Origin of the sequence: Streptomyces tubbatahanensis, assembly GCF_022699385.1 — a bacterium.
GTDB classification, from domain to species: Bacteria; Actinomycetota; Actinomycetes; order Streptomycetales; family Streptomycetaceae; genus Streptomyces; species Streptomyces diacarni.
Map to the genome: position 1 here is coordinate 5,116,615 of NZ_CP093846.1, position 20,313 is coordinate 5,136,927.

Genomic DNA, 20,313 nt, shown 5'->3' on the forward strand with positions numbered 1-20,313 from the left:
TCGGTGCCGTCTCCTTCCCCCGCGGGAAGGAGGCGGCACCCTCTCGGGATCAGGTGGCCCTCGCTCACGGAATCAGACGGCCACCTCTCCGGCGGGAGGGGCGCCCGCGGACCGGGTGTCCGCGGGCGGCGCGTCGGCGTCGGCCCAGCTGCGCACGATGTCGCGGACCGAGACGATCCCCACGGGTTCGCGCCCGTCCAGCACGATCAGGTGGCGGAAGCCGCCTTGGACCATCGCCTCCGCTGCCGCCGCCAGTGTCCAGTCGGGTCCGGCGAAGACGACGTCGGCGGTCGTATGGGCGTGGGCCGTCTCCCGGTCGGGGTCCTGGCCGGCGCCGAGGGAGTCGAGGATGTCGCGTTCGGTGAGGATGCCGAGGCCGCTGGTGTCGGGGTCGAGGACGACGGCGGCGCCCACCCGTCTGGCCGACATCAGCTGCGCTGCCTGGCGCAGGGTGTGGGTGGGGCCGATGGTGAGGACGACGGTGCTCATGGCGTGCTGGACGTGACCTGGCATGCGGGGCTACCTCCTTGGCGGAACGGCTTCTGCGGGGCCCCGGGCGCGGAGCGCGGGACCTCGAGAAGGGGTTCACAAGGTCACAAGCGAGCTCACGCTCATGCTGACATGTGTCACAGGCCACAACAAGGAAGTGTGTACGAGCCACCCGGTCAGGGCGGCCCCGTCCTCACGCCGTCAGATAGCTCAGCAGCGTCTCGTGCAGCAGGCCGTTGGAGGCCGCCGCGCTGCCGCTCTGCGGGCCCGGATTGCCGTCCAGACCGGTGAAGCTGCCGCCCGCCTCCTCGACGATGACCGCGCTGGCCGCCATGTCCCACAGCGACAGCTCCGGCTCGGCACACATGTCCACCGAGCCCTCGGCGACCATCATGTACGGCCAGAAGTCGCCGTAGCCCCGGGTGCGCCAGCAGTCGCGCGTCAGATCCATGAAGCCGCCCAGCATGCCGCGCTCCTCCCAGCCGTGCAGCGAGGAGTAGGCGAACGACGCGTCCCGCACCTCGGCGACCTTGGAGACCTGAAGGCGGGTCGCCTTGGAGAGGCTGCGCCCGGTGTACGCGCCCGCGCCGAGCGCCGCCCACCAGCGCCGGTTGAGCGCGGGGGCCGAGACGACGCCGACCACGGGGCGGTCGCCGCCCTCGCCCATCTCCATCAGGGAGATCAGCGTCGCCCAGACGGGGACGCCGCGCACGTAGTTCTTCGTCCCGTCGATGGGGTCGATCACCCAGCGGCGCGGTCCGTGTCCTTCGGTGCCGAACTCCTCGCCCAGCACCGCGTCCCGGGGGCGGGTGCGCTGGAGTGAGCTGCGGATCAGTTCCTCGGCCGCCTTGTCGGCCTCGCTCACCGGCGTCATGTCCGGCTTGGTCTCCACCTTCAGGTCGAGAGCCTTGAACCGCTCCATGGTCGTGGCGTCGGCGGCGTCGGCCAGCACGTGGGCGAGACGCAGATCATCGTGATAGTCCAGCATGTCCGCACAGTATCCGGCGGGGTGACCCCCGGCCACAGGGCCATGCGCGTGCGGCGCGTATTGACACCTCATGGCGGTGCGTCAATTCTGTGCCGCACGCCGGGCTGTGGGGCGAGTCGGTCCGGCGTTCGATCAGTGGAGGGTGCGGGCTGGGGGAGGCGACGATGCCTGCTGCGCGCGAGACCCTGCTGGACGCCGCCCACGCGGCGGTGGGGACACGGCCCTGGAGTGTCGTGCGGATGGTCGATGTCGCCGCGGCGGCCGACGTCTCACGGCAGACGCTCTACAACGAGTTCGGCAGCAAGGAGGGGCTGGGCGCGGCACTGGTCAGCCGACTGGTCGAGAACTTCCTCGACGGAACGGGCCGCGCCGTGACCGAGGCCTGCCGCGGCGGCGCCGACCCCGCGGCCTGCTGCGCCGCCGCCGCGCACTGGGTGCTGCGCACGGCACGCGCCGAGCCCATCGTGCACGCGGCCCTCACCGGGTGCTGGGGACCCAGGATCCCGCTGCCGTCCCGTCCGCCTCCGCCGGCCGCGTGGGACCCGACCGTCCGTGAGGCGCATCCGGCGGAGCCGGGGAGGCTCGCCCACGTGCTGTGCGACCGGGCCGTGGCGGGGCTCGACCGGGGCACCCGCCTGCCGGTCGGCGGTCCCGGAGCACGTCCGCGCGGGGGACCGGCCGCGCTGGTCGAGACCGCCCGCGGCGACCTGCTGCGCGCGTACGAGGCGGGGCTGCGGGTCGCGCTCAGCTACGTCGTCGCGCCCCAGCCGGGCCCCGACGACGAACCCTGCGGCCGGGTCGACGCGGTGGTACGGGCGCTGCTGGCGTGCTGAGCGCCGGCGCGGGGCGGCGCCACCGGGAGGAAGGCACGCTGTCAGTGGGCGCTGCCGGAGAGCTGGAGCCCCATCACGCCGATGATCACCAGCGTGATGGAGACGAGTTTGAGGACCGAGACCACGTCACCCATGAAGACCATGCCGTAGATCGCCGTGCCGGCGGCCCCGATACCGGTCCAGACCGCGTAGGCGGGGCCGACGTCCAGCCGCTTCAGGGAGAGGGTCAGCAGGCCGAAGCTGCCCAGCGCGAAGGCGCAGAAGGCGACGGTCGGCCAGAGCTTGGTGAAGCCGTGCGAGAGTTTCAGACACACGGCGAAGCCCGTCTCCAGCAGCCCAGCGACTATCACCAACAGCCACGCCATGTGCTCTTCCTCCCGTGACGCTCCGTGCGGTCCAGGTCAAGCGCAGGCGAACCAGTATGCCGCCGCGGGCGCCCGGAAGCGATCAGTCCCCTTCACGGCGTCCCCGCGTGCCCGGATCAGTCCCCTTCGCGGCGTTCCCGCGTGCCCAGCAGGCGGCGCAGCGAGTGCAGCCTGGCGGCGTCCGCGTGTCCGTCCGCCACCCACGCGTCCAGCGCACAGCCGGGCTCGTTGTGGCTGCACCCGCGCGGGCACAGGGCGGCGCCCTCCTCCAGGTCGGGGAACGCGTGAATGACGCGCGAGAGTTGAATGTGGTTCAGCCCGAAGGAGCGCACCCCCGGGGTGTCGATGACCCAGCCGTCCTCGCCGGTGGTCGACGGCGGCAGCGGCAGCGCCAGCGCGGACGTCGTGGTGTGCCTGCCGCGCCCTGTCACCGCGTTGACGTCGCCCGTCGCGCGCTGCCTGCGCGGCACCAGCGCGTTGACGAGTGTGGTCTTGCCGACGCCGCTGTGGCCCACGCACACCGTGACCTGACCGCGCATCAGCTCGCGCACGCTCTCCGCGCCCGTGCCCTCGGCCAGCCCCTCCCTGCTGGTGACCACGTGGCGCACCCCCAGCGGCGCGTAGGTCTCCAGCAGCGGCCGCGCCGGCGCGAGATCCGACTTGGTGAGCACCAGCAGCGGTTCGAGACCCGCGTCGAAGGCCGCGACCAGGCAGCGGTCGATCAGCCGCGGCCGCGGCTCCGGGTCGGCCAGCGCGGTGACGATGGCGAGCTGGTCGGCGTTGGCGACGATGACGCGCTCGTAGGGGTCGTTGTCGTCCGCCGTCCTGCGCAGCACCGAGGTGCGCTCCTCGACGCGGACGATGCGCGCCAGGGTGTCCTTCGCCCCGGACAGATCACCCACCACGGCCACCCGGTCGCCCACCACCACGCCCTTGCGGCCCAGCTCGCGGGCCTTCATCGCGGTGACCGTGCGGCCCTCCACCAGGCACGTCAGACGGCCGCGGTCGACCGTGAGCACCAGCCCCTCGGCCGCGTCCTCGTGCTTGGGCCTGGTGTGGGTGCGCGGCCTGGTGCCGCGGCGGGAGGGGCGGACGCGGATGTCGTCCTCGTCGGTGTGCTTGCCGTAGCGGCGCATCGCGGGCGCCCCTTCAGGCTCTCACTCCGGCCGGCGCCCCGAGCATGTCCGCCCACATCGCCGGGAAGTCGGGCAGGGTCTTGCCCGTCGTCGCGACGTTCTCCACCTCGACGCCCTCGACCGCCAGCCCGAGCACCGCGCCCGCCGTGGCCAGCCGGTGGTCGTCGTAGGTGTGGAAGACGCCGCCGTGCAGCGGCCGCGGGCGGATCCGCAGCCCGTCCTCGGTCTCGGTGACGTCGCCGCCCAGCCCGTTGATCTCCTTGGCCAGCGCCGCCAGCCGGTCCGTCTCGTGCAGCCGCAGGTGGCCCACGCCGCGCAGCACCGACTCGCCGTCCGCGAGCGCCGCGAGTGCGGCGATGCCGGGGGTCAGCTCGCCCACCTCGCCCAGGTCGATGTCGATGCCCAGGACGCGGTCGCCGCCGGTCAGGGTCAGACCCCGCTCGTCCAGCTCGCAGCTGCCGCCCATGGCCGTGAAGATCTCCCGCAGCGCGTCACCCGGCTGGGTCGTGCGCCGCGGCCAGTCCGCGACGGTGACCCGGCCGCCGGTGACCAGTGCCGCCGCCAGGAACGGCTGGGCGTTGGACAGGTCGGGCTCGATCGTCACGTCGCGGCCCAGCAGGGCGCCGGGCGCGACCCGCCACACGTGCGCCGCTCCGCCGTCCTCGGGCGCGTCCACCTGCGCCCCGGCGGCGCGCAGCATCTCCACCGTCATGCGGATGTGCGGCATCGAGGGCAGGGTGCCGCCCGTGTGACGCACCTCCACGCCCTGGTCGAAGCCCGCACCCGACAGCAGCAGGGCGCTGACGAACTGGCTGGAGGAGGACGCGTCCACCTCGACGGTGCCGCCGGCCAGCGCCCCCGCGCCCCGCACCGTCAGCGGAAGCGCGCCGCGCCCCTCGTCCTCCACCAGGGCGCCGAGCGCGCGCAGCGCGTCGATGACCCCGTGCAGCGGACGCTCGTAGGAGCGCGGATCGCCGTCGAACCTGACCGGCCCCTCGGCCAGCGCCGCCAGCGGCGGCAGGAAGCGCATCACGGTGCCGGCGTTGCCCACGTCCACCGTCGCCGGGCCGCGCAGCGGCCCCGGCAGCACCCGCCAGGCCTCGCCCGTGGTGTGCGCGCCGCCGGGCTCGGTGGCGGCACAGGCCGAGGAGTCCGCCTCCTCGATCCCGACGCCCATGGCCCGCAGCGCCCCGGCCATCAGCACGGTGTCGCGCGAGCGCAGCGGGCGGCGCAGCATGCTCGGCTCCGCGGCCAGCGCCGCCAGCACCAGCGCCCGGTTGGTGACCGACTTCGACCCGGGCACGGTGACGGTCGCCTCGACGCGGGCCGGCGCGGTGGGAGCGGGCCAGAGGGCGGTGTCTGCGGCGGGCGCGTACTGGTCGGTCATGGGGCAACTCTAATGGCTGGGGCCCGGCGCGCCCCGAGCCCGCCGCCGGTCATCAGCCCAGGAGAGGGTGGCGCCGCGAGCAGCGGGCTCACAGCTGGTCCAGCACAGGGCCGAGCAGCCAGCGGCCCCCGCCGATCAGGCAGCACAGCGAGACGGCGTGGAAGAGGAAGAGCCACATCGCCGCGGGGACGTGGGTGAGCCGCGAGAGCTGGTCGGCGTCCGAGTCCCCTGCTTGCCCGTACCGCCGCTTGCGCTGGAGTTCGAACGCCGGCCTGACGCCGCCCAGCAGCAGGAACCACACCACCACGTACGCGAAGCCGGCCTGCACCTCGGGGTCCGTCAGCCAGGAGACGAGGACGAAGGCGCCGCCCGCCACCACGACGGTCAGTACCCCGTAGGCGTTGCGGATCATCACCAGCATCGCGAGCAGCAGCACCGTCGCCCCCCACAGCAGCGCCGTGATGTGGTTGGCGGCCAGCAGCCAGGCGCCGCCGAGGCCCAGCAGCGGGGGAGCGGTGTAGCCCGCCGCGGCGGTCAGCACCATGCCGATGCCGGTGGGCTTGCCCCGCGAGACGGTCAGCCCCGAGGTGTCCGAGTGCAGCCGTATCCCGTCCAGCTGCCGCCCCGTGAGCAGGGCTATCAGGCCGTGCCCGCCCTCGTGCGCGATCGTGATGGCGTTGCGGGAGATCCGCCACACGCCGTACGGGGCCACCGCGAGCAGCGCCAGCACGCCGGTGGCGATCACCAGCCACTGCTCGGGGTCCGGCTGGCTGCCCACGACGCGGTCCCAGACATCCGTGATGCTCGCGTTGTCCATGTTCGCGGCGTTCTCCTCGTGTGGTCGGTGTGCGGCCGCGCGTGCCGTCTCCCGTCAACGCACGGCGGTGTTTCCGCGTGCCGTGGCAGTCTTGCAGGCATGTGCGGACGGTATGCAGCGAGCCGGGGGGCCGAGGATCTGGCCCGGCTGTTCGAGGTGGCGAAGTGGGAGCCGGAGGAGGCGCTCGCGGCCGACTGGAACGTCGCGCCCACCAAGCGGGTGCACGCGGTACTCGACCGCCCCCTCAAGGGCAGTGCGGAACCGCGTCCTGTGCGGCAGCTGCGCCCCCTCAAGTGGGGTCTGGTGCCCGGCTGGGCGAAGACGCCCGACATGGGCGTCAAGATGATCAACGCCCGCGCCGAGACCGTGCACGAGAAGCCCGCCTACCGGCGCCCCTTCGTCGCCCGCCGCTGCCTGCTGCCCGCCGACGGCTACTACGAGTGGGTCACGGCCGAGGGCGAGCTCAAGCTGGAACAGGAGGGCAGGCGCAAGCGCCCCCGCAAGCAGCCCTACTTCATCTCTCCCGCCCCGCGGGACGGCTCGGACGAGGCGCCGGTGATGGCGATGGCCGGGCTCTACGAGTTCTGGCGGGACAAGACACTGCCCGACGACCATCCGCAGGCGTGGTGGGCCACCTGCACCGTCCTCACCACCGCCGCCGAGACCACCCCGCTGGCCAACGCGGGCGAGCTGAGCGAGGGCGGTCCGGGCTCGCTGGCCGACATCCACCCGCGCATGCCGCTGATGCTCACCCCCGACCGCTGGGACGCCTGGCTCGACCCCTCCCACACCGACTCCGAGCAGCTCCGCGCCTTGCTGGCTCCGCCACCCGGCGGCCTCATGCGGGCCCACCCCGTCTCCACGGACGTCAGCAACGTCCGCAACAACGGCCCCCACCTGGTGAAGGAGCTGCCGGCGCCGGAGGAGGAGACGCTGTTCTGACCGGGACTGACCGCCCCTTCGCGGGCCCCCTGGTCTGACCGGCCCTTTCCCGGGCACCCCTGGAAGGATGCCGGACATGAACGCGCACAAGGACCCGGACATGAGGGCGCACAGGGACAAGGCCACGGCGTATCCGGGCGGGGGCGGGGAGCGGCCCCGCGCGGGCGGCGGGCGGATCGAGACGGTCGCCACGCCGGCCGGGCAGGCCCGTATCACCTGGCACGACGCGAAGAAGGCGCACACGGTGCTGGCGCTCGGCCACGGAGCCGGCGGCGGTATCGAGGCGCGGGACCTGCGGGCGTTGGCCGGAGCGATGCCCGCGGAGGGCGTCAGCGTCGCCCTGGTGGAGCAGCCGTGGCGGGTGGCGGGGAAAAAGGTGGCTCCGGCGCCCAGGACCCTGGACGCGGCCTGGAACGCGCTGTGGCCCGCGCTCGCGCTTCCCGGGCTGCCCGTGATCGCCGGTGGCCGCAGCGCGGGGGCCCGCGTGGCCTGCCGTACGGCGGGCGAGCTGGGCGCACGCGCGGTGCTCGCGCTCTCCTTCCCGCTGCACCCGCCGGGCAAGCCGGACAGGTCGCGGGCCGACGAGCTGACCGGGGTGGAGCTGCCGGTGCTGGTCGTCCAGGGCGGCCGGGACCCGTTCGGGCGGCCCGCGGAGTTCCCGCGGGGCACCAGCCTGGTCGAGGTGGCGTGGGGCGACCACGGGTTCGCGCTCCCGAAGTCGGCCGCGGTCTCCGAGGACGAGGCCATGGGCGTGATCACCGGTGCGGTGGCCCGGTGGATCGGCGGCGGCACGCCTGGATGACGCCCGCGCCGGGGCGGGCCCCGCGGCGGAGCCGTACGCCCGCGCCCGGGCGGGCCCGCGGCGGAGCCGTACGAGGAGCCGGCGGGAAGAGTCTCCGGACGCCGGGAATGATCGGCGGGGCGGTGTGGTTGCACGCAGTGTCCACGAAGGAAGCCGATGTGCGGCGCTCGCCGCGCAAGGACCTCACCACGAGGCGAAAGGAAGCCGCCCAGATGGGTTCTGTCGCTTGCCCCCAGCGTCCGCGGGCCGCCGACCTGGACTGGGCCACGCTGGCGCTGGCCTCAGGGACGGCTGTTCGAGCGGCGGACGGTGCGGATCGTCGTCTATTCTCCGAATCGAGCGGGTCCTCGTTCGGGCTCGCCCCGACAGCGGAGGAGGTGGGTCCGGTCACCGGGACCGAAGACGGCTCGAACGCACAGCCCAGGGATCAGGAGTCGGAGACGGCACAGGAGCGCAGCGCGCGCTTCGAGCGCGACGCGCTCGCCTTCCTCGACCAGATGTACTCGGCCGCGCTGCGCATGACGCGCAATCCCGCCGACGCCGAGGACCTGGTGCAGGAGACCTACGCCAAGGCGTACGCGTCCTTCCACCAGTTCCGCGAGGGCACCAACCTCAAGGCGTGGCTGTACCGCATCCTGACCAACACGTTCATCAACTCCTACCGCAAGAAGCAGCGCGAGCCGCAGCGCAGCGCGGCGGAGGAGATCGAGGACTGGCAGCTCGCGCGGGCCGAGTCCCACATGTCCACCGGGCTGCGTTCGGCCGAGGCCCAGGCGCTCGACCACCTGCCGGACTCGGACGTCAAGGCAGCGCTCCAGGCGATCCCGGAGGAATTCCGCATCGCCGTCTACCTCGCGGACGTCGAAGGCTTTGCCTACAAGGAGATCGCCGACATCATGGGGACACCCATCGGCACGGTGATGTCCCGTCTGCACCGCGGTCGGCGCCAGCTTCGGGACATGCTGGAGGGCTACGCGCAAGAGCGCGGACTGGTCCCGGCCGGTGCCGCGGCGGACGGGTCGCAAGACCGGAAAGGTTCGGGCTCATGAGTTGCGGAGAGCCGCACGAGACGGACTGCGCTGAGGTTCTCGACCACCTCTACGAGTACCTCGATCGCGAGATGCCGGACGGGGACTGCGAGAAGTTCAAGGAACACTTCGACGAGTGCTCCCCGTGCTTCGAGAAGTACGGCATCGAGCGTGAGGTCAAGAAGCTCGTCAAGCGCTGCTGCGGGCACGACGACGTTCCGTCGGACCTGCGGGCCAAGGTGATGGGCCGGATCGAGGTGATCCGGCAGGGGCAGCAGAGCTGTCCCGAGGCGGAGGCCGAGACCGAGGCCGAGACCGCCGGGCCGGCCACGGACACCGTCGAGGCGCAGCACCCGCAGCGGGCACAGCGGGCGCAGGCCCCCACAGGGGCCGAGGGCACCAGCCCCGCCTGACGTTCCGGTTCGTACCCCGCCTGGGAACGTTCCGGTTCACATCGGGCGCGCTCACGTCGGCGCTTCCGCCCACTGTCCCCCCATCGGGTGAGCCCCGTCCGTCTCGTACGGGGGAACCACCCGCCGGGGCGGCAACGGGCCCACGCGGCGCTCCTATTCTCCCCGCCAGGACACGAGGCGGTCGGGAGGCCCGTGATGCGCGTGGGAGTGGGTAGGCGGTGGCGTGCCGGAGCGGGTGGGGGAGCGGATCGGCGGCGGGACGGGACGTTCGCGCTGGCGTGCGTGCTCGCCGCACCCGCGGCGCTCCTGCTGTGGCGCGGTCCCTACGGTCCCCTCGCCGCGCTGCTCGTTCTCGGACCCCTGCACCTGGCCTGGCGGGAGCTGCGCCGGTGCCGCCCGGAGAGCGCCGCCCGTCGCGCCGCGGTCCAGGCTCTCGCCCAGGCGGTGCACCTCAAGGACCGCTACACGCGCGGGCACGGCGAACGGGTCGGCCACGCGGCGGCCCTCATCGCCCGCGAACTCGGCCTGGACGAGGAGCGTACCGAGACCCTGCGCTGTGCCGGAGTCCTGCACGACGTCGGCAAACTCGGCGTGCCCGCCCGCCTGTTGTGCAAGGAGGGTCCGCTCACCCCCGCTGAGCGCCGCGTCGTGGAGCGCCACCCCGAACAGGGCGCGGAGATCGTGCGGGGCCTGGACTTCCTGGGCGAGGCGAGGGCCGCCGTACTGCACCACCACGAACGCGTGGACGGTCTGGGCTACCCGCACGGCCTGGCGGGCGACCGGATCCCGGAGGCGGCGCGCATCGTGTCCGTCGCCGACGCGTTCGACGCGATGACCTCCACGCGCAGCTACCGCAGGGGCAGGCCCGTCGCCGCGGCCGTGGCGGAGCTCGAACGCTGCGCGGGCACCCAGTTCGACCCCCGGGTGGTCGCCGCGCTCGCCCGTGCGCTGCGCCGTCACGGCTGGCCGTACACCGAGCCCGCGACCGCGCGTGACGGCTCCGCCGCATCACCTGCCCGCGCCCCCTCGGCGGAAGGGGCGGCCCCTGCCGTGCCGGCGCGTGGCGTCGCGGCGCGAGCCGTGCCGGAGGCCACCGTGGAGGAGGCCGGCCTGCGGCGCGGGCCCCTCGCGCCGGACGGGCGTGGTGTGGCCGTATGACGACGCGTCCCGTTCCGCGGGCCGCTCGTGTGCGGGCCGTCGCGGGCCGGCGCCTGGCCGCCGGGACCGTCGCCTGGGTGTACGCGGCGGCCGCGGCGCTGGCCGCCGCGGCGCTGTGCGTCACCCTGTGGCACGGCGCGGCGCGTCCTGGGACCGCCGTGGCCTTCGGACTGGTCATCGCCGTGGGGGAGTTGGCCCGGGTTCGGCTGCCGCAGGCGGAGGCCTGCGGGGGCGCGGGACGGAGCACCGGGCTGGTCTGCGGTGCGGGCGCCCTCGGTTACGCGCTGCTGGGCGCGGTGGAGGAGGCGCCGCTGTGGCAGTGGGTGGCGCAGGCGGTCACCGTGGCCCTGGTGGGCTCCCTCGTCGGAGCGGTGCCGCACGTGGCGCTGGGCCAGGCCCCCTCGCCCTGGGCGGCCGGTCGCCTCACGCTCGGTGTGGCCTTCGCCGCGACCTGCTGCCAATCCCTCTCGCCCGGTGGCGTGTTCGCGCCCGCCGTCGGCCATGGGGCGCTGTTCACGCTGTGCCTGCTGCTCCTCGCCCTGCTCGCCGGATGCGTCGACGCCTTCCTCGCCGCCGCGACGGCCGCCACCGAAACGCCCCCGCAGACGGCCGTCCCTCCCTCCCGGAGCGGCGCCGCCACGACGGCCACCCGGGCGTACGGGCCGCTGTTGCGCGCCCAGTTGCGCGCCCGGCTGGTGACCGTCCCCGCCGTCGCCGCGACGGCGGTGCTCCTCGCCCTGGCCTTCGCGTCGGCGGGGCTGTGGGCGCTGCCGGTCTGCTGTACGCCGCTGCTGCTCACCCAGGTCGTCCTGCGCCGCCTGGCCCCCGTACGGGCGACCCGGCGGCGCACTCTGGCGTCCCTGGCGAGGGCGCCGGAGGTCGCCGGGTGCACTCCCCGCGGCCGCGCGCGCCGGGTCGCCGATCTGAGCCGTGCCGTGGGACGCGAGCTGGGCCTGGCGGGAGGGGAACTCACCGCTGTGGAGTACGCGGCCCTCATTCACGACGTGGGGCGGCTTTCCCTGACCGGTCCGGAAACCCGCGGCACCACGGCTGGGCAGGCCCTCGGCAGCCGGCGGGGCGTCGCCCTGTCCGGGGGCGCCGTGGTCCGCCAGACCGGGGTCGGCGGGCGGGTGGCCACCGCGGTGGAGGCCCAGGCGGACCCGTACCGCGAACAGTCCCTGACGGCACGCGTCGTGCGGACCGTCAACGCCTACGAGGACCTCCTGACGGCGTACGGCGGCCCCGTCGGCGCCGCCCCGGGCGCAGGCGGGGCGGCGGACGGTCCGGCGGCGGCCGCGGGGCCGCGCGAGCGGGCCCTGCGGACGCTGCGTGGCGCCACCGCGCGTGACCACGAACCACGCGTCGTGGAGGCCCTGTCACGCGTCGTGTCCCGCTGCCCGGCCGTCTGACGCACGGGTAATGAGCGGGCACCCGAGCGGGCATGGTTGGATGCGAAGGGGGAACCGCGACAGGCGTGGAAGCGAGCGCCGGGCGTCCGGTGTCGAGGCCCCCGATGACGGGTGGCGGCAGGTGAGCGGCCGGGCGTCTGCCGGGCCGCGGGACAGGTGGAACGAGAACGGCGGGCAGCGGAAACGGCGGGAACGGCGGGAAACGGCGGGAACACTGTGAGGATCTTCGGCAAGGTGCGGCACCGTCCCTCCGCCTCGTGGCGGCAGGCGACGGACCGCGCGTTCACGCTCATCGGCGACGGCCGGTACGAGGACGCGGGTGCCCTGCTCACCCGCGCCGCCGACCTGGAGCCGTGGCTCTCGGAGTCCTGGTTCAACCTGGCGCTGCTGCACAAGTTCCGGCACGACTGGGAGCAGGCCAGGACAGCGGGGCTGCGCGCCGTCGCGCTGCTCGACCGGGAGGCCGGTGCGCCCGACTGGTGGAACGTGGGCATCGCGGCCACCGCCCTGCAGGACTGGCCGCTGGCCCGCCGCGCCTGGCAGGCGTACGGGCTGGACGTGCCGGGCCAGGGGCCGAGCGGCGCGGGCGCGATCGACGAGCCCTCCGGCATGCGGCTGGGCAGCGCGGCCGTGCGGCTCTCACCCGAGGGCGAGGCCGAGGTCGTGTGGGGCCGCCGTATCGACCCGGCGAGGCTGGAGGTGCAGAGCATCCCGCTGCCCTCGTCCGGGCGCCGCTGGGGCGAGGTCGTCCTGCACGACGGCGTGCCGCACGGTGAGCGCTCCACCGCGGCCGGACCCTCCTACCCCGTCTTCGACGAGATCGAACTGTGGGCGCCCTCGCCGGTGCCCACCTGGGTGGTGCTGCTGGAGGCCGCCACGGAGAGCGACCGTGACGCGCTGGAGCGGCTGGCGGCCGACGCGGGCTTCGCCGCCGAGGACTGGTCGTCCTCGGTGCGGCTGCTGTGCCGCGCCTGCTCGGAGAGCGCGATGCCCGCCGACGAGGGTGACGGCACAGCGCACCTCGACCCGCACGACCACAGCTCCCCAGGGCACCCCGGGCCGCTGGGCCACATGACGCAGGGCGGCCCCGGCGAGCTGTGGGTGCCCGAGCGGGAGTGCGGGCTGGCCGCCCCCGCCGCTCTGGTGCGCGGCCTGCTCGACGGCTGGGTGGCGGACAGCCCCGACACCCGCGAATGGCGGGATCTGGAGGAGGTCTGCTGAGCGCCTGCCGACCGCCCCGTACTCTGGGGGCGAGCAATTCGCGGTGCTCACCGGATCTCAGTCCCCGCAGGGTCGCAGGAAGGCGTACGACGGCATGGCGCAGCAGCAGGAAACCAGGGCCGGGTCGGCCGATGTGGCCGAGGGCGGGTTCGTCGACGACGTGACGGACGCGGCCGCCCGGGAGGAGGCCCACACCGCGCGCGGCACCGCCCGTCCCCTGACGGTGGTGGGTAACCCCGTGCTGCACCGGGAGTGCGCGGAGGTGACCGAGTTCGGCGACGAGCTCGCCGCGCTCGTCGACGACATGTTCGCCAGCCAGCGCGCGGCCGAGGGCGTGGGCATCGCCGCCAACCAGATCGGCGTCGACGCGAAGGTCTTCGTCTACGACTGCTACGACGACGAGGGCGTACGCCACGTCGGGGTGGTGTGCAACCCGGTGCTCGACGAGCTGCCGGCCGAGCGGCGCGTCCTGGACGACGGCAACGAGGGCTGTCTGTCCGTCCCCGGCGCCTACCACCCGCTCGCCCGCCCCGACTACGCCGTGGTGCGCGGTCAGGACGCGCAGGGCAAGTCGATCACCGTGGAGGGCACGGGATACTTCGCGCGCTGCCTCCAGCACGAGACCGATCACCTGCACGGATACCTGTACATCGACCGGCTCTCCAAGCGCGAGCGCAAGGACGTGCTGCGGCAGATGGCCGAGAGCACCCCGCGCTACGAGACCGTCCCCAACGACGCGTAGCCGGGTACCGGGTGGGGCCTGGGCCACCTGGCCCCACCCGGCGACTGTGGGCGCGCACCCGGCTTCTGGGAAGCGGGCCGCTCAGAAGTCGTCGTCGAGGGAGACGGATCCCTCCACGGCGACCTGGTAGGCGGAGGCCCGCCGCTCGAAGAAGTTGGTGAGCTCCTGCACGTTCTGGAGCTCCATGAACGAGAACGGGTTGGTGGCTCCGTAGCGTTCGGCGAAGCCGAGGCGGCGCAGCCGCTGGTCGGCGACGGCCTGGAGGTAGGCGCGCATGGAGGCGGTGTTCATGCCGGGCAGCCCCTCCCCGCACAGGTCCCGCGCGAACTGGAGCTCCGCCTCGACGGCCTCGTCCAGCATGGCCACCACCTGCTTCTGCAGCGCGTCGTCGAAGAGTTCGGGCTCCTCCTCGCGCACGGTGTCCACGACGTCGAAGGCGAAGGACATGTGCATCGACTCGTCGCGGAAGACCCAGTTGGTGCCGGTGGCCAGGCCGTGCAGCAGGCCGCGGGAGCGGAACCAGTACACGTAGGCGAACGCGCCGTAGAAGAAGAGCCCCTCGATGCAGGCGGCGAAGCAGATCAGGTTGAGCAGGAAGCGGCGCCGGTCGTCCTGCGAGGACAGCTGGTCGATGTTCTCGACGCTGTCCATCCACCGGAAGCAGAACTCGGCCTTCTCGCGGATGGAGGGGATGTTCTCCACGGCGGCGAACGCCTGGACGCGTTCGTCGTGGTCGGGCAGGTAGGTGTCGAGCAGCGTCAGGTAGAACTGGACGTGGACGGCCTCCTCGAACAGCTGCCGGGAGAGATAGAGCCGCGCCTCGGGCGAGTTGATGTGCTTGTAGAGGGTGAGCACGAGGTTGTTGGCGACGATGGAGTCGCCGGTCGCGAAGAACGCCACCAGGCGGCTGATCATGTGCTGTTCGCCGGGCGAGAGCTTCGCCAGGTCGGCGACGTCGGAGTGCAGGTCGACCTCTTCGACGGTCCAGGTGTTCTTGATGGCGTCGCGGTACCGCTCGTAGAAGTGCGGGTAGCGCATGGGGCGCAGCGTCAGCTCGAAGCCCGGGTCGAGCAGGCGGGGCGTGGTGTCGGCGGCTGGTGTGGTCATTACTGGCAGGCCTCGCAGGACTCGGGGTTTTCCAGGGAGCAGGCGACGGCCTCGTCGGCCGCCGCGGGGGTGGGCGCGGGCACGGGGACGGCGCTGGTCCCGGCCGCCTGCGCGATGCGGGTCGCCGGGCGCGAGCGCAGGTAGTACGTGGTCTTGATGCCGCTCTTCCACGCGTAGGCGTACATGGAGCTGAGCTTTCCGATGGTGGGGGAGGACAGGAACAGGTTCAGCGACTGGCTCTGGTCCAGGTAGGGCGTGCGGGCGGCGGCCATGTCGATGAGGGCGCGCTGGGGGATCTCCCAGGCGGTGCGGTAGAGCGCGCGCACGGGCTCGGGCACCCAGTCCAGGTCCTGGACGGAGCCGTTCGCCTGACGCAGTGCCTCGCGGGCGCGCGCGTCCCACAGCCCGTGCCGCTTGAGCTCCGCCACCAGGTAGGCGTTCACCTGGAGGAACTCTCCGCTGAGCGTCTCGCGTTTGAAGAGGTTGGAGACCTGCGGCTCGATGCACTCGTAGACGCCGGCGATGGAGGCGATGGTCGCGGTCGGTGCGATGGCCAGCAGCAGGGAGTTGCGCATGCCGGTGCGGGCGATGCGTGCGCGCAGGGCGCTCCACCGCTCGGGCCAGGCCTGGCTCTCGCGCGCTTCGGGGTAGTGGTCGGGGTGGAGGGTGCCGCGCGCGGTGCGGGTCAGCTCCCAGTCGGGCAGCGGCCCGTGGCGTTCGGCCAGTTCGGCGGACGTCTCGTAGGCGGCGAGCATGATGCGCTCGGCGATCCTGGTGGACAGCTCGCGGGCCGCTGGCGAGTCGAACGGCAGCCCGAGCCGGAAGAAGACGTCCTGGAGCCCCATCACGCCCAGGCCCACGGGGCGCCAGCGGGAGTTGGACCCCGAGGCCTGTTCGGTCGGGTAGTAGTTGATGTCCACCACGCGGTCGAGGAAGGTGACGGCCGTACGCACGGTGGCGTCCAGCCGCTCCCAGTCCATCAGCCCGTCCTCGCCCAGGTGCGCGGCCAGGTTGACGGAGCCCAGGTTGCACACGGCGGTCTGGTCGTCGTCGGTGACCTCCAGGATCTCCGTGCACAGGTTCGAGGAGTGCACGACGCGGCCCGGGGTGCCCGTCTGGTTGGCGGTGCGGTTGGAGGTGTCCTTGAAGGTCATCCAGCCGTTGCCGGTCTGCGCGAGGGTACGCATCATCGCGCCGTACAGCTGCCGTGCGGGCACCTGCTTCAGGGCGCGCCCGTCGGCCTCCGCCGCGCGGTAGGCGGCGTCGAACTCCTCGCCCCACAGGTCGGTCAGCTCGGGCACGTCGGAGGGGGAGAAGAGCGACCAGTCCTCGTCCGCCTCGACGCGGCGCATGAACGCGTCGGGGATCCAGTGCGCCAGGTTGAGGTTGTGGGTGCGGCGCGCGTCCTCACCGGTGTTGTCGCGCAGCTCGAGGAACTCCTCGATGTCCGCGTGCCAGGTCTCCAGGTAGACGCAGGCGGCTCCCTTGCGCCGGCCGCCCTGGTTGACCGCGGCGACCGAGGCGTCGAGGGTCCGCAGGAACGGCACGATGCCGTTCGAGTGCCCGTTGGTGCCGCGGATCAGCGCGCCCCGCGAGCGGATGCGGGAGAAGGGCAGGCCGATGCCGCCCGCGTGCTTGGAGAGCCTGGCCACCTGGTGGTAGCGCTCGTAGAGCGAGTCCAGTTCGTCCTTGGGGGAGTCCAGCAGGTAGCAGGAGGACATCTGGGGGTGGCGGGTGCCGGAGTTGAAGAGCGTGGGGGAGGAGGGCAGGTAGTCCAGGGAGCACAGCAGCCGGTAGAAGGTGCCGACCTCGGCGAGCGCCGCAGCCGTCTCGTCCGCCGCCAGCCCGCAGGCCACGCGCAGGAAGAAGTGCTGCGGGGTCTCGATCGCGCGCCGGGTGGTGGGGTGGCGCAGCAGGTAGCGGGAGTGGACGGTGCGCAGCCCGAAGTAGCCGAACCTGTCGTCGGCGCCGTCCGCGACCGCCTCGTCGACCAGCGCGTCGAGGTGTGCGGCGTGCGCCGCGACGAAGGCGTGCGTGCGGTCCGCGATCAAACCCTGGGCGTGGCCGAGCGCGACCGAGGCGGAGAAGGAGGTGACGCCCTCGGCCGCGGTCTCCTCGCGGATGGCGCGTGTGAGCAGCCGGGCGGCCAGCCGCGCGTACGAAGGGTCCGCGCCGATGGACCCCGCGGCGGCCTCGATGGCCAGGTCCCGCAGGTCGGCCGCGGTCGCGGAGGGGGCGCGCCCGCGCAGCGCCGCAGCGAGCACGGGGGCGGGGTCGGCGTCGGCCAGGTCCGCGGTCAGGGCGGTGAGGGTGTCGCCCAGTTCCGCGGCGGGGCCGTCCTGCGCGCCGGGTACGGGAGCGGTTCCGTCCTGTCCGGTGGGCCCGCCGGTGGGCCGCTCCTGGCCGGGCGGCTGCTCCTGGCTGGGTGACGGGGCGGTGGGGGCGATGGTCACGCGGTGCTCTCCCTCGCTGCTCGTGCTCGTGGCAGGGCGGGGCGCGGGGAGCGCGCAGGCGTTCGGGCATGCCGCACTCCGTCCGCCGGCCCAGTCCACGAGACCCGGACGTTCCTCGATGCCGCCGCCGGCAGGTGATCGGACTCGCGGGGCAGCGCTGAGCTGCTCCGCACACCGTTGCGGGACAGTCCCGGACTCGCACCGGGTTCCCCTGCGTCAGTGGCGACGGCCGTGAGGGAGCATACATGTTGTGGCCGCTGTGGCGTGAACCCCCATATCTTGTGTCGTGCTTACCGTGGTTGGCTCACAGCGTCAGGCCGTACGTCCACAGGCTCATTCCCTCGATCGGGTACCAGTCGCGCTCGGGCGTCCGGGCGAAGCCGAGCCGCTCGTAGAGCCGGTGCGCCGCGGCCATGCGCGGATGGGTGGACAGCACCAGCCCGCGCAGGCCCAGTGCGCGGGCCCGCTCCACGCACGCGGTCACCAGCGCCTCGCCCACCCCGCGGCCCCGCGCGCGCTCGGCCACGGCGAGCATCCGGAACTCGCCTTCGCCCTCGCCCGCCCGCTCCGCGTAGGGGCCCAGGGCTCCGACGAAGGTGACCGAACCGACCAGCGTGCCCGCGCCGTCCTCGGCGACCAGCAGGTCCGCGTGGGCGGCGCGGCCCGCGGCGTCGCGCAGGGTCGTCAGATACGGGTCGTCCTCGCCGAAGTCCAGCAGCCCCCCGTCGAGGTAGGCACGCGCGACCAACTCCCCGGCCGCCGCGTACTCCGCGGGCCGCGCCGCCCTGACCGTGATGCCCAACGGCCCCTTCGCGGTGCCGGTCGGGCCGCTCGCTCCGGTCGCCCCGGGTGCGGCGCCGGCTGTGCTCGTCGTGAAGTCCATGGCCGCCATCATGCGCCGACGCGCCGACACCCGTCCCGGAAATTTCCCGGGACGGGTGTCGGTCGGCGGTGGCGTACGCCGGTGCGGGAGGACGTCAGTTGGCCGCGCCGGCCTCCACCCTGGGATCCTCGCCCTTGCCGTCGTCGGTGCGGCCCTCGTCGGTGCGGCCCTGACCGGTGCGGCTCGCGCCGGAGTCGTGCGCCGTGCTGCCGGCGGCCTGCGCGGCGCCGTCACCGGCCTCGGTGGCGTCGGCCGTGTAGTCCTCGGGACGGGTCTCATCGACGCCGTCCGGGGCCCGCAGCGCGCGCAGTACGACCGTTCCGACGACGGTCACGGCCACGTTCAGCACGAACGCCGTCACACCGATGTAGCCCGTCTCCCCGATGCCGGGGATCACGTCGTTGCTGCCGCCGAAGTGCTGCTGCGTCGGGCTGGCCACGCCGTACGCCGCCAGCGTGCCGTACACCATGCCGACGGCCCAGCCCGCCAGCAGCGCCCAGCGGTGGAACCAGCGGGTGAACAGGCCGCCGACGAGCGCGGGGAAGGTCTGCAGGATCCAGATGCCGCCCAGCAGCTGGAAGTTGATGGCCACGGTCTTGTCCATGCCGAGGACGAAGACGAGGGCACCGACCTTCACCAGCAGGGAGACCAGCTTGGAGACCTTGGTCTCCTGCTCGGCTGTCGCGTCCGGCTTGAGGAAGTCCTTGTAGATGTTGCGGGTGAACAGGTTGGCCGCCGCGATGGACATGATGGCGGCGGGCACCAGCGCGCCGATCCCGATGGCGGCGAAGGCGACACCGGTGAACCAGTCGGGGAACATGTCCTCGAAAAGCTGCGGAATGGCCAGCTGCCCGTTGTCCACCTTGGTGCCCGCGGCGATCGCCATGAAGCCCAGCAGCGCGAGGAAGCCGAGCATCAGCGAGTACAGCGGCAGAATCGTGGTGTTGCGCCGGATCACGTTGCGGTTCTTGCCGGAAAGCGTCGCGGTGATCGAGTGCGGATACATGAACAGCGCGAGCGCGGAGCCGATGGCGAGCGTGGCGTACGCCCACTGGGCGTTCTCGCCGCTGGCCAGTTCCCCGCGCGGTTTTCCGGTCGCCGGATTCTCCTGTGCCAGCGCGTCGCCGGCCTTGGCGAAGATGTCGTCGAAGCCGCCGAGTTTGATGGGGATGTAGATGATGGCGACGGCGATGACGATATAGATGAGCGCGTCTTTGACGAACGCGATGAGCGCGGGGGCGCGCAGCCCCGAGGAGTAGGTGTAGGCGGCCAGTACGCCGAAGGCGATGAGCAGCGGCAGGTCCTTGATGAACCAGTTGGTCGATTCCGAACCGCCGACGCCCATCACGTCCAGTACGGCCTGGATGCCCACCAGCTGGAGCGCGATGTAGGGCATCGTCGCCAGGATGCCGGTCAGCGCGACGGCGAGCGAGAGCCCCTTGGAGCCGAACCTGCCGCGTACGAAGTCGGAGGTCGTGACGTATCCGTGCCGGTGCGAGACGGACCACAGGCGGGGTAGGAAGGTGAAGATCAGCGGGTAGACGAGAATGGTGTACGGCACCGCGAAGAATCCGGAGGCGCCGGCCGCGTAGATCGCCGCGGGAACGGCGACGAACGTGTAGGCGGTGTAGAGGTCACCGCCGAGCAGGAACCAGGTGATCCAGGTGCCGAAACTGCGTCCGCCCAGGCCCCATTCGTCGAGGCTGTTCTCGTTCGCGGCCTTGCGCCAGCGGGCGGCGCGGAATCCCATCACCGTGACGAGTACGAAGAAGAAGATGAAGACGGCGAGTGCGACGCCGTTGACGTCCTTCATCGGGCCTCACCGCTTTCGGCGGCGGCCTCGGCGACGGTCTCGGCGGCGGCCCGGCGCGCCCCGGCCTGTTCCCGCCGCACGATGCGGTAGGCGACCATCGTGAGCACGGCCGATATCAGCACCCACAGCATCTGGTACCAGTAGAAGAACGGAACACCGATGAGGGTCGGCTCGATACGGGCGTAGGAGTCGACCCACAGAATGCCGACGAAGGGCGCGAAAAGGCACAGGCCCGCCACGACGCGTGCGGGGGTGATGGCCGGGCGTCTCTTTCCGGCGTCCTGGGGTGGTGCGGACATGCGGCGGGCTCCGTCCTCGCTCAGAGAT

At 73.0% G+C, this 20,313-nt stretch carries 19 protein-coding genes, 1 pseudogene and 1 riboswitch; of the genes and pseudogenes, 9 read left to right on the forward strand and 11 right to left on the reverse strand.

What is annotated here, in order from left to right; genetic code table 11:
* Positions 1–72 precede the first annotated feature (72 nt).
* Both MMF93_RS22080 and hisN read right to left on the reverse strand, forming a co-directional pair.
* Positions 73–513, reverse strand: coding sequence for a CBS domain-containing protein (locus MMF93_RS22080; RefSeq protein ID WP_242754174.1), 441 nt, complete (start codon positions 511–513; stop codon positions 73–75).
* 169 nt (positions 514–682) lie between these two features.
* Complete coding sequence (hisN, locus tag MMF93_RS22085) at positions 683–1,477, reverse strand: histidinol-phosphatase (RefSeq protein WP_242754176.1); 795 nt, start codon at positions 1,475–1,477, stop codon at positions 683–685.
* Between the two features lie 164 nt (positions 1,478–1,641).
* On the opposite strand from hisN, the gene MMF93_RS22090 reads away from it, so the two are divergent.
* A complete protein-coding gene (locus MMF93_RS22090) occupies positions 1,642–2,310 on the forward strand; it encodes a TetR/AcrR family transcriptional regulator (RefSeq protein WP_242754178.1) in 669 nt (222 codons plus the stop codon).
* A gap of 41 nt (positions 2,311–2,351) precedes the next feature.
* On the opposite strand, the gene MMF93_RS22095 is transcribed toward MMF93_RS22090, so the two are convergent.
* The 4 genes from MMF93_RS22095 to MMF93_RS22110 form a co-directional block, all read right to left on the reverse strand.
* Positions 2,352–2,675, reverse strand: a complete 324-nt coding sequence (locus MMF93_RS22095; RefSeq protein WP_242754180.1) for a DMT family transporter — start codon at positions 2,673–2,675, stop codon at positions 2,352–2,354.
* A gap of 116 nt (positions 2,676–2,791) precedes the next feature.
* Positions 2,792–3,811, reverse strand: a complete 1,020-nt coding sequence (gene rsgA / locus MMF93_RS22100; RefSeq protein WP_242754182.1) for a ribosome small subunit-dependent GTPase A — start codon at positions 3,809–3,811, stop codon at positions 2,792–2,794.
* Between the two features lie 13 nt (positions 3,812–3,824).
* A complete protein-coding gene (aroA, locus tag MMF93_RS22105) occupies positions 3,825–5,198 on the reverse strand; it encodes a 3-phosphoshikimate 1-carboxyvinyltransferase (protein ID WP_242754184.1) in 1,374 nt (457 codons plus the stop codon).
* 88 nt (positions 5,199–5,286) lie between these two features.
* Positions 5,287–6,015 (reverse strand): M50 family metallopeptidase, encoded by a 729-nt coding sequence (locus MMF93_RS22110; RefSeq protein ID WP_242754186.1) that lies wholly within the window; start codon positions 6,013–6,015, stop codon positions 5,287–5,289.
* Positions 6,016–6,114: 99 nt separating this feature from the next.
* On the opposite strand from MMF93_RS22110, the gene MMF93_RS22115 reads away from it, so the two are divergent.
* The 8 genes and pseudogenes from MMF93_RS22115 (at position 6,115) to def (ending at position 13,730) form a co-directional block, all read left to right on the forward strand.
* Positions 6,115–6,957 carry an SOS response-associated peptidase gene (locus MMF93_RS22115; RefSeq protein WP_242754188.1) on the forward strand — a complete coding sequence of 281 codons (843 nt, stop codon included), beginning with the start codon at positions 6,115–6,117 and terminating at the stop codon, positions 6,955–6,957.
* Positions 6,958–7,033: 76 nt separating this feature from the next.
* Entirely contained in the window at positions 7,034–7,759 is a 726-nt protein-coding gene (locus MMF93_RS22120; protein ID WP_242754190.1) for an alpha/beta hydrolase family protein, read from the forward strand.
* Between the two features lie 377 nt (positions 7,760–8,136).
* On the forward strand, positions 8,137–8,808 hold the full coding sequence (locus MMF93_RS22125; protein ID WP_181861069.1) for a sigma-70 family RNA polymerase sigma factor: 672 nt from the start codon (positions 8,137–8,139) through the stop codon (positions 8,806–8,808).
* Positions 8,805–9,200, forward strand: coding sequence for a mycothiol system anti-sigma-R factor (rsrA, locus tag MMF93_RS22130; RefSeq protein ID WP_242754194.1), 396 nt, complete (start codon positions 8,805–8,807; stop codon positions 9,198–9,200). Before MMF93_RS22125 ends, rsrA begins: the two co-directional genes overlap by 4 nt.
* A 285-nt stretch (positions 9,201–9,485) precedes the next feature.
* Positions 9,486–10,358, forward strand: a pseudogene (locus tag MMF93_RS22135) (HD-GYP domain-containing protein); the annotation flags it as partial.
* On the forward strand, positions 10,355–11,767 hold the full coding sequence (locus MMF93_RS22140) for an HD-GYP domain-containing protein (protein WP_242754196.1): 1,413 nt from the start codon (positions 10,355–10,357) through the stop codon (positions 11,765–11,767). The pseudogene MMF93_RS22135 and the gene MMF93_RS22140, both read left to right, overlap by 4 nt.
* A 216-nt stretch (positions 11,768–11,983) precedes the next feature.
* Positions 11,984–12,988, forward strand: coding sequence for a tetratricopeptide repeat protein (locus tag MMF93_RS22145; protein WP_114014391.1), 1,005 nt, complete (start codon positions 11,984–11,986; stop codon positions 12,986–12,988).
* A gap of 94 nt (positions 12,989–13,082) precedes the next feature.
* Positions 13,083–13,730: a peptide deformylase gene (gene def, locus MMF93_RS22150; protein WP_242754198.1), complete on the forward strand. Its 648-nt coding sequence runs from the start codon at positions 13,083–13,085 to the stop codon at positions 13,728–13,730.
* An 81-nt stretch (positions 13,731–13,811) separates the two neighbouring features.
* On the opposite strand, the gene MMF93_RS22155 is transcribed toward def, so the two are convergent.
* The 5 genes from MMF93_RS22155 to MMF93_RS22175 form a co-directional block, all read right to left on the reverse strand.
* Positions 13,812–14,837, reverse strand: coding sequence for a ribonucleotide-diphosphate reductase subunit beta (locus tag MMF93_RS22155; RefSeq protein WP_242754200.1), 1,026 nt, complete (start codon positions 14,835–14,837; stop codon positions 13,812–13,814).
* The gene (locus tag MMF93_RS22160) at positions 14,837–17,290 is read right to left on the reverse strand and encodes a ribonucleoside-diphosphate reductase subunit alpha (RefSeq protein WP_423835496.1); all 2,454 of its coding nucleotides are present in this window, start codon (positions 17,288–17,290) and stop codon (positions 14,837–14,839) included. The genes MMF93_RS22155 and MMF93_RS22160 overlap by 1 nt, the downstream gene beginning before the upstream one ends.
* Before the next feature lie 112 nt (positions 17,291–17,402).
* A riboswitch (cobalamin riboswitch) is annotated at positions 17,403–17,540 on the reverse strand.
* Between the two features lie 54 nt (positions 17,541–17,594).
* Entirely contained in the window at positions 17,595–18,092 is a 498-nt protein-coding gene (locus MMF93_RS22165) for a GNAT family N-acetyltransferase (RefSeq protein WP_242757707.1), read from the reverse strand.
* Between the two features lie 175 nt (positions 18,093–18,267).
* The gene (mctP, locus tag MMF93_RS22170; protein ID WP_242754202.1) at positions 18,268–19,986 is read right to left on the reverse strand and encodes a monocarboxylate uptake permease MctP; all 1,719 of its coding nucleotides are present in this window, start codon (positions 19,984–19,986) and stop codon (positions 18,268–18,270) included.
* On the reverse strand, positions 19,983–20,285 hold the full coding sequence (locus MMF93_RS22175; RefSeq protein WP_242754203.1) for a DUF3311 domain-containing protein: 303 nt from the start codon (positions 20,283–20,285) through the stop codon (positions 19,983–19,985). The genes mctP and MMF93_RS22175 overlap by 4 nt, the downstream gene beginning before the upstream one ends.
* Positions 20,286–20,313: the final 28 nt, after the last annotated feature.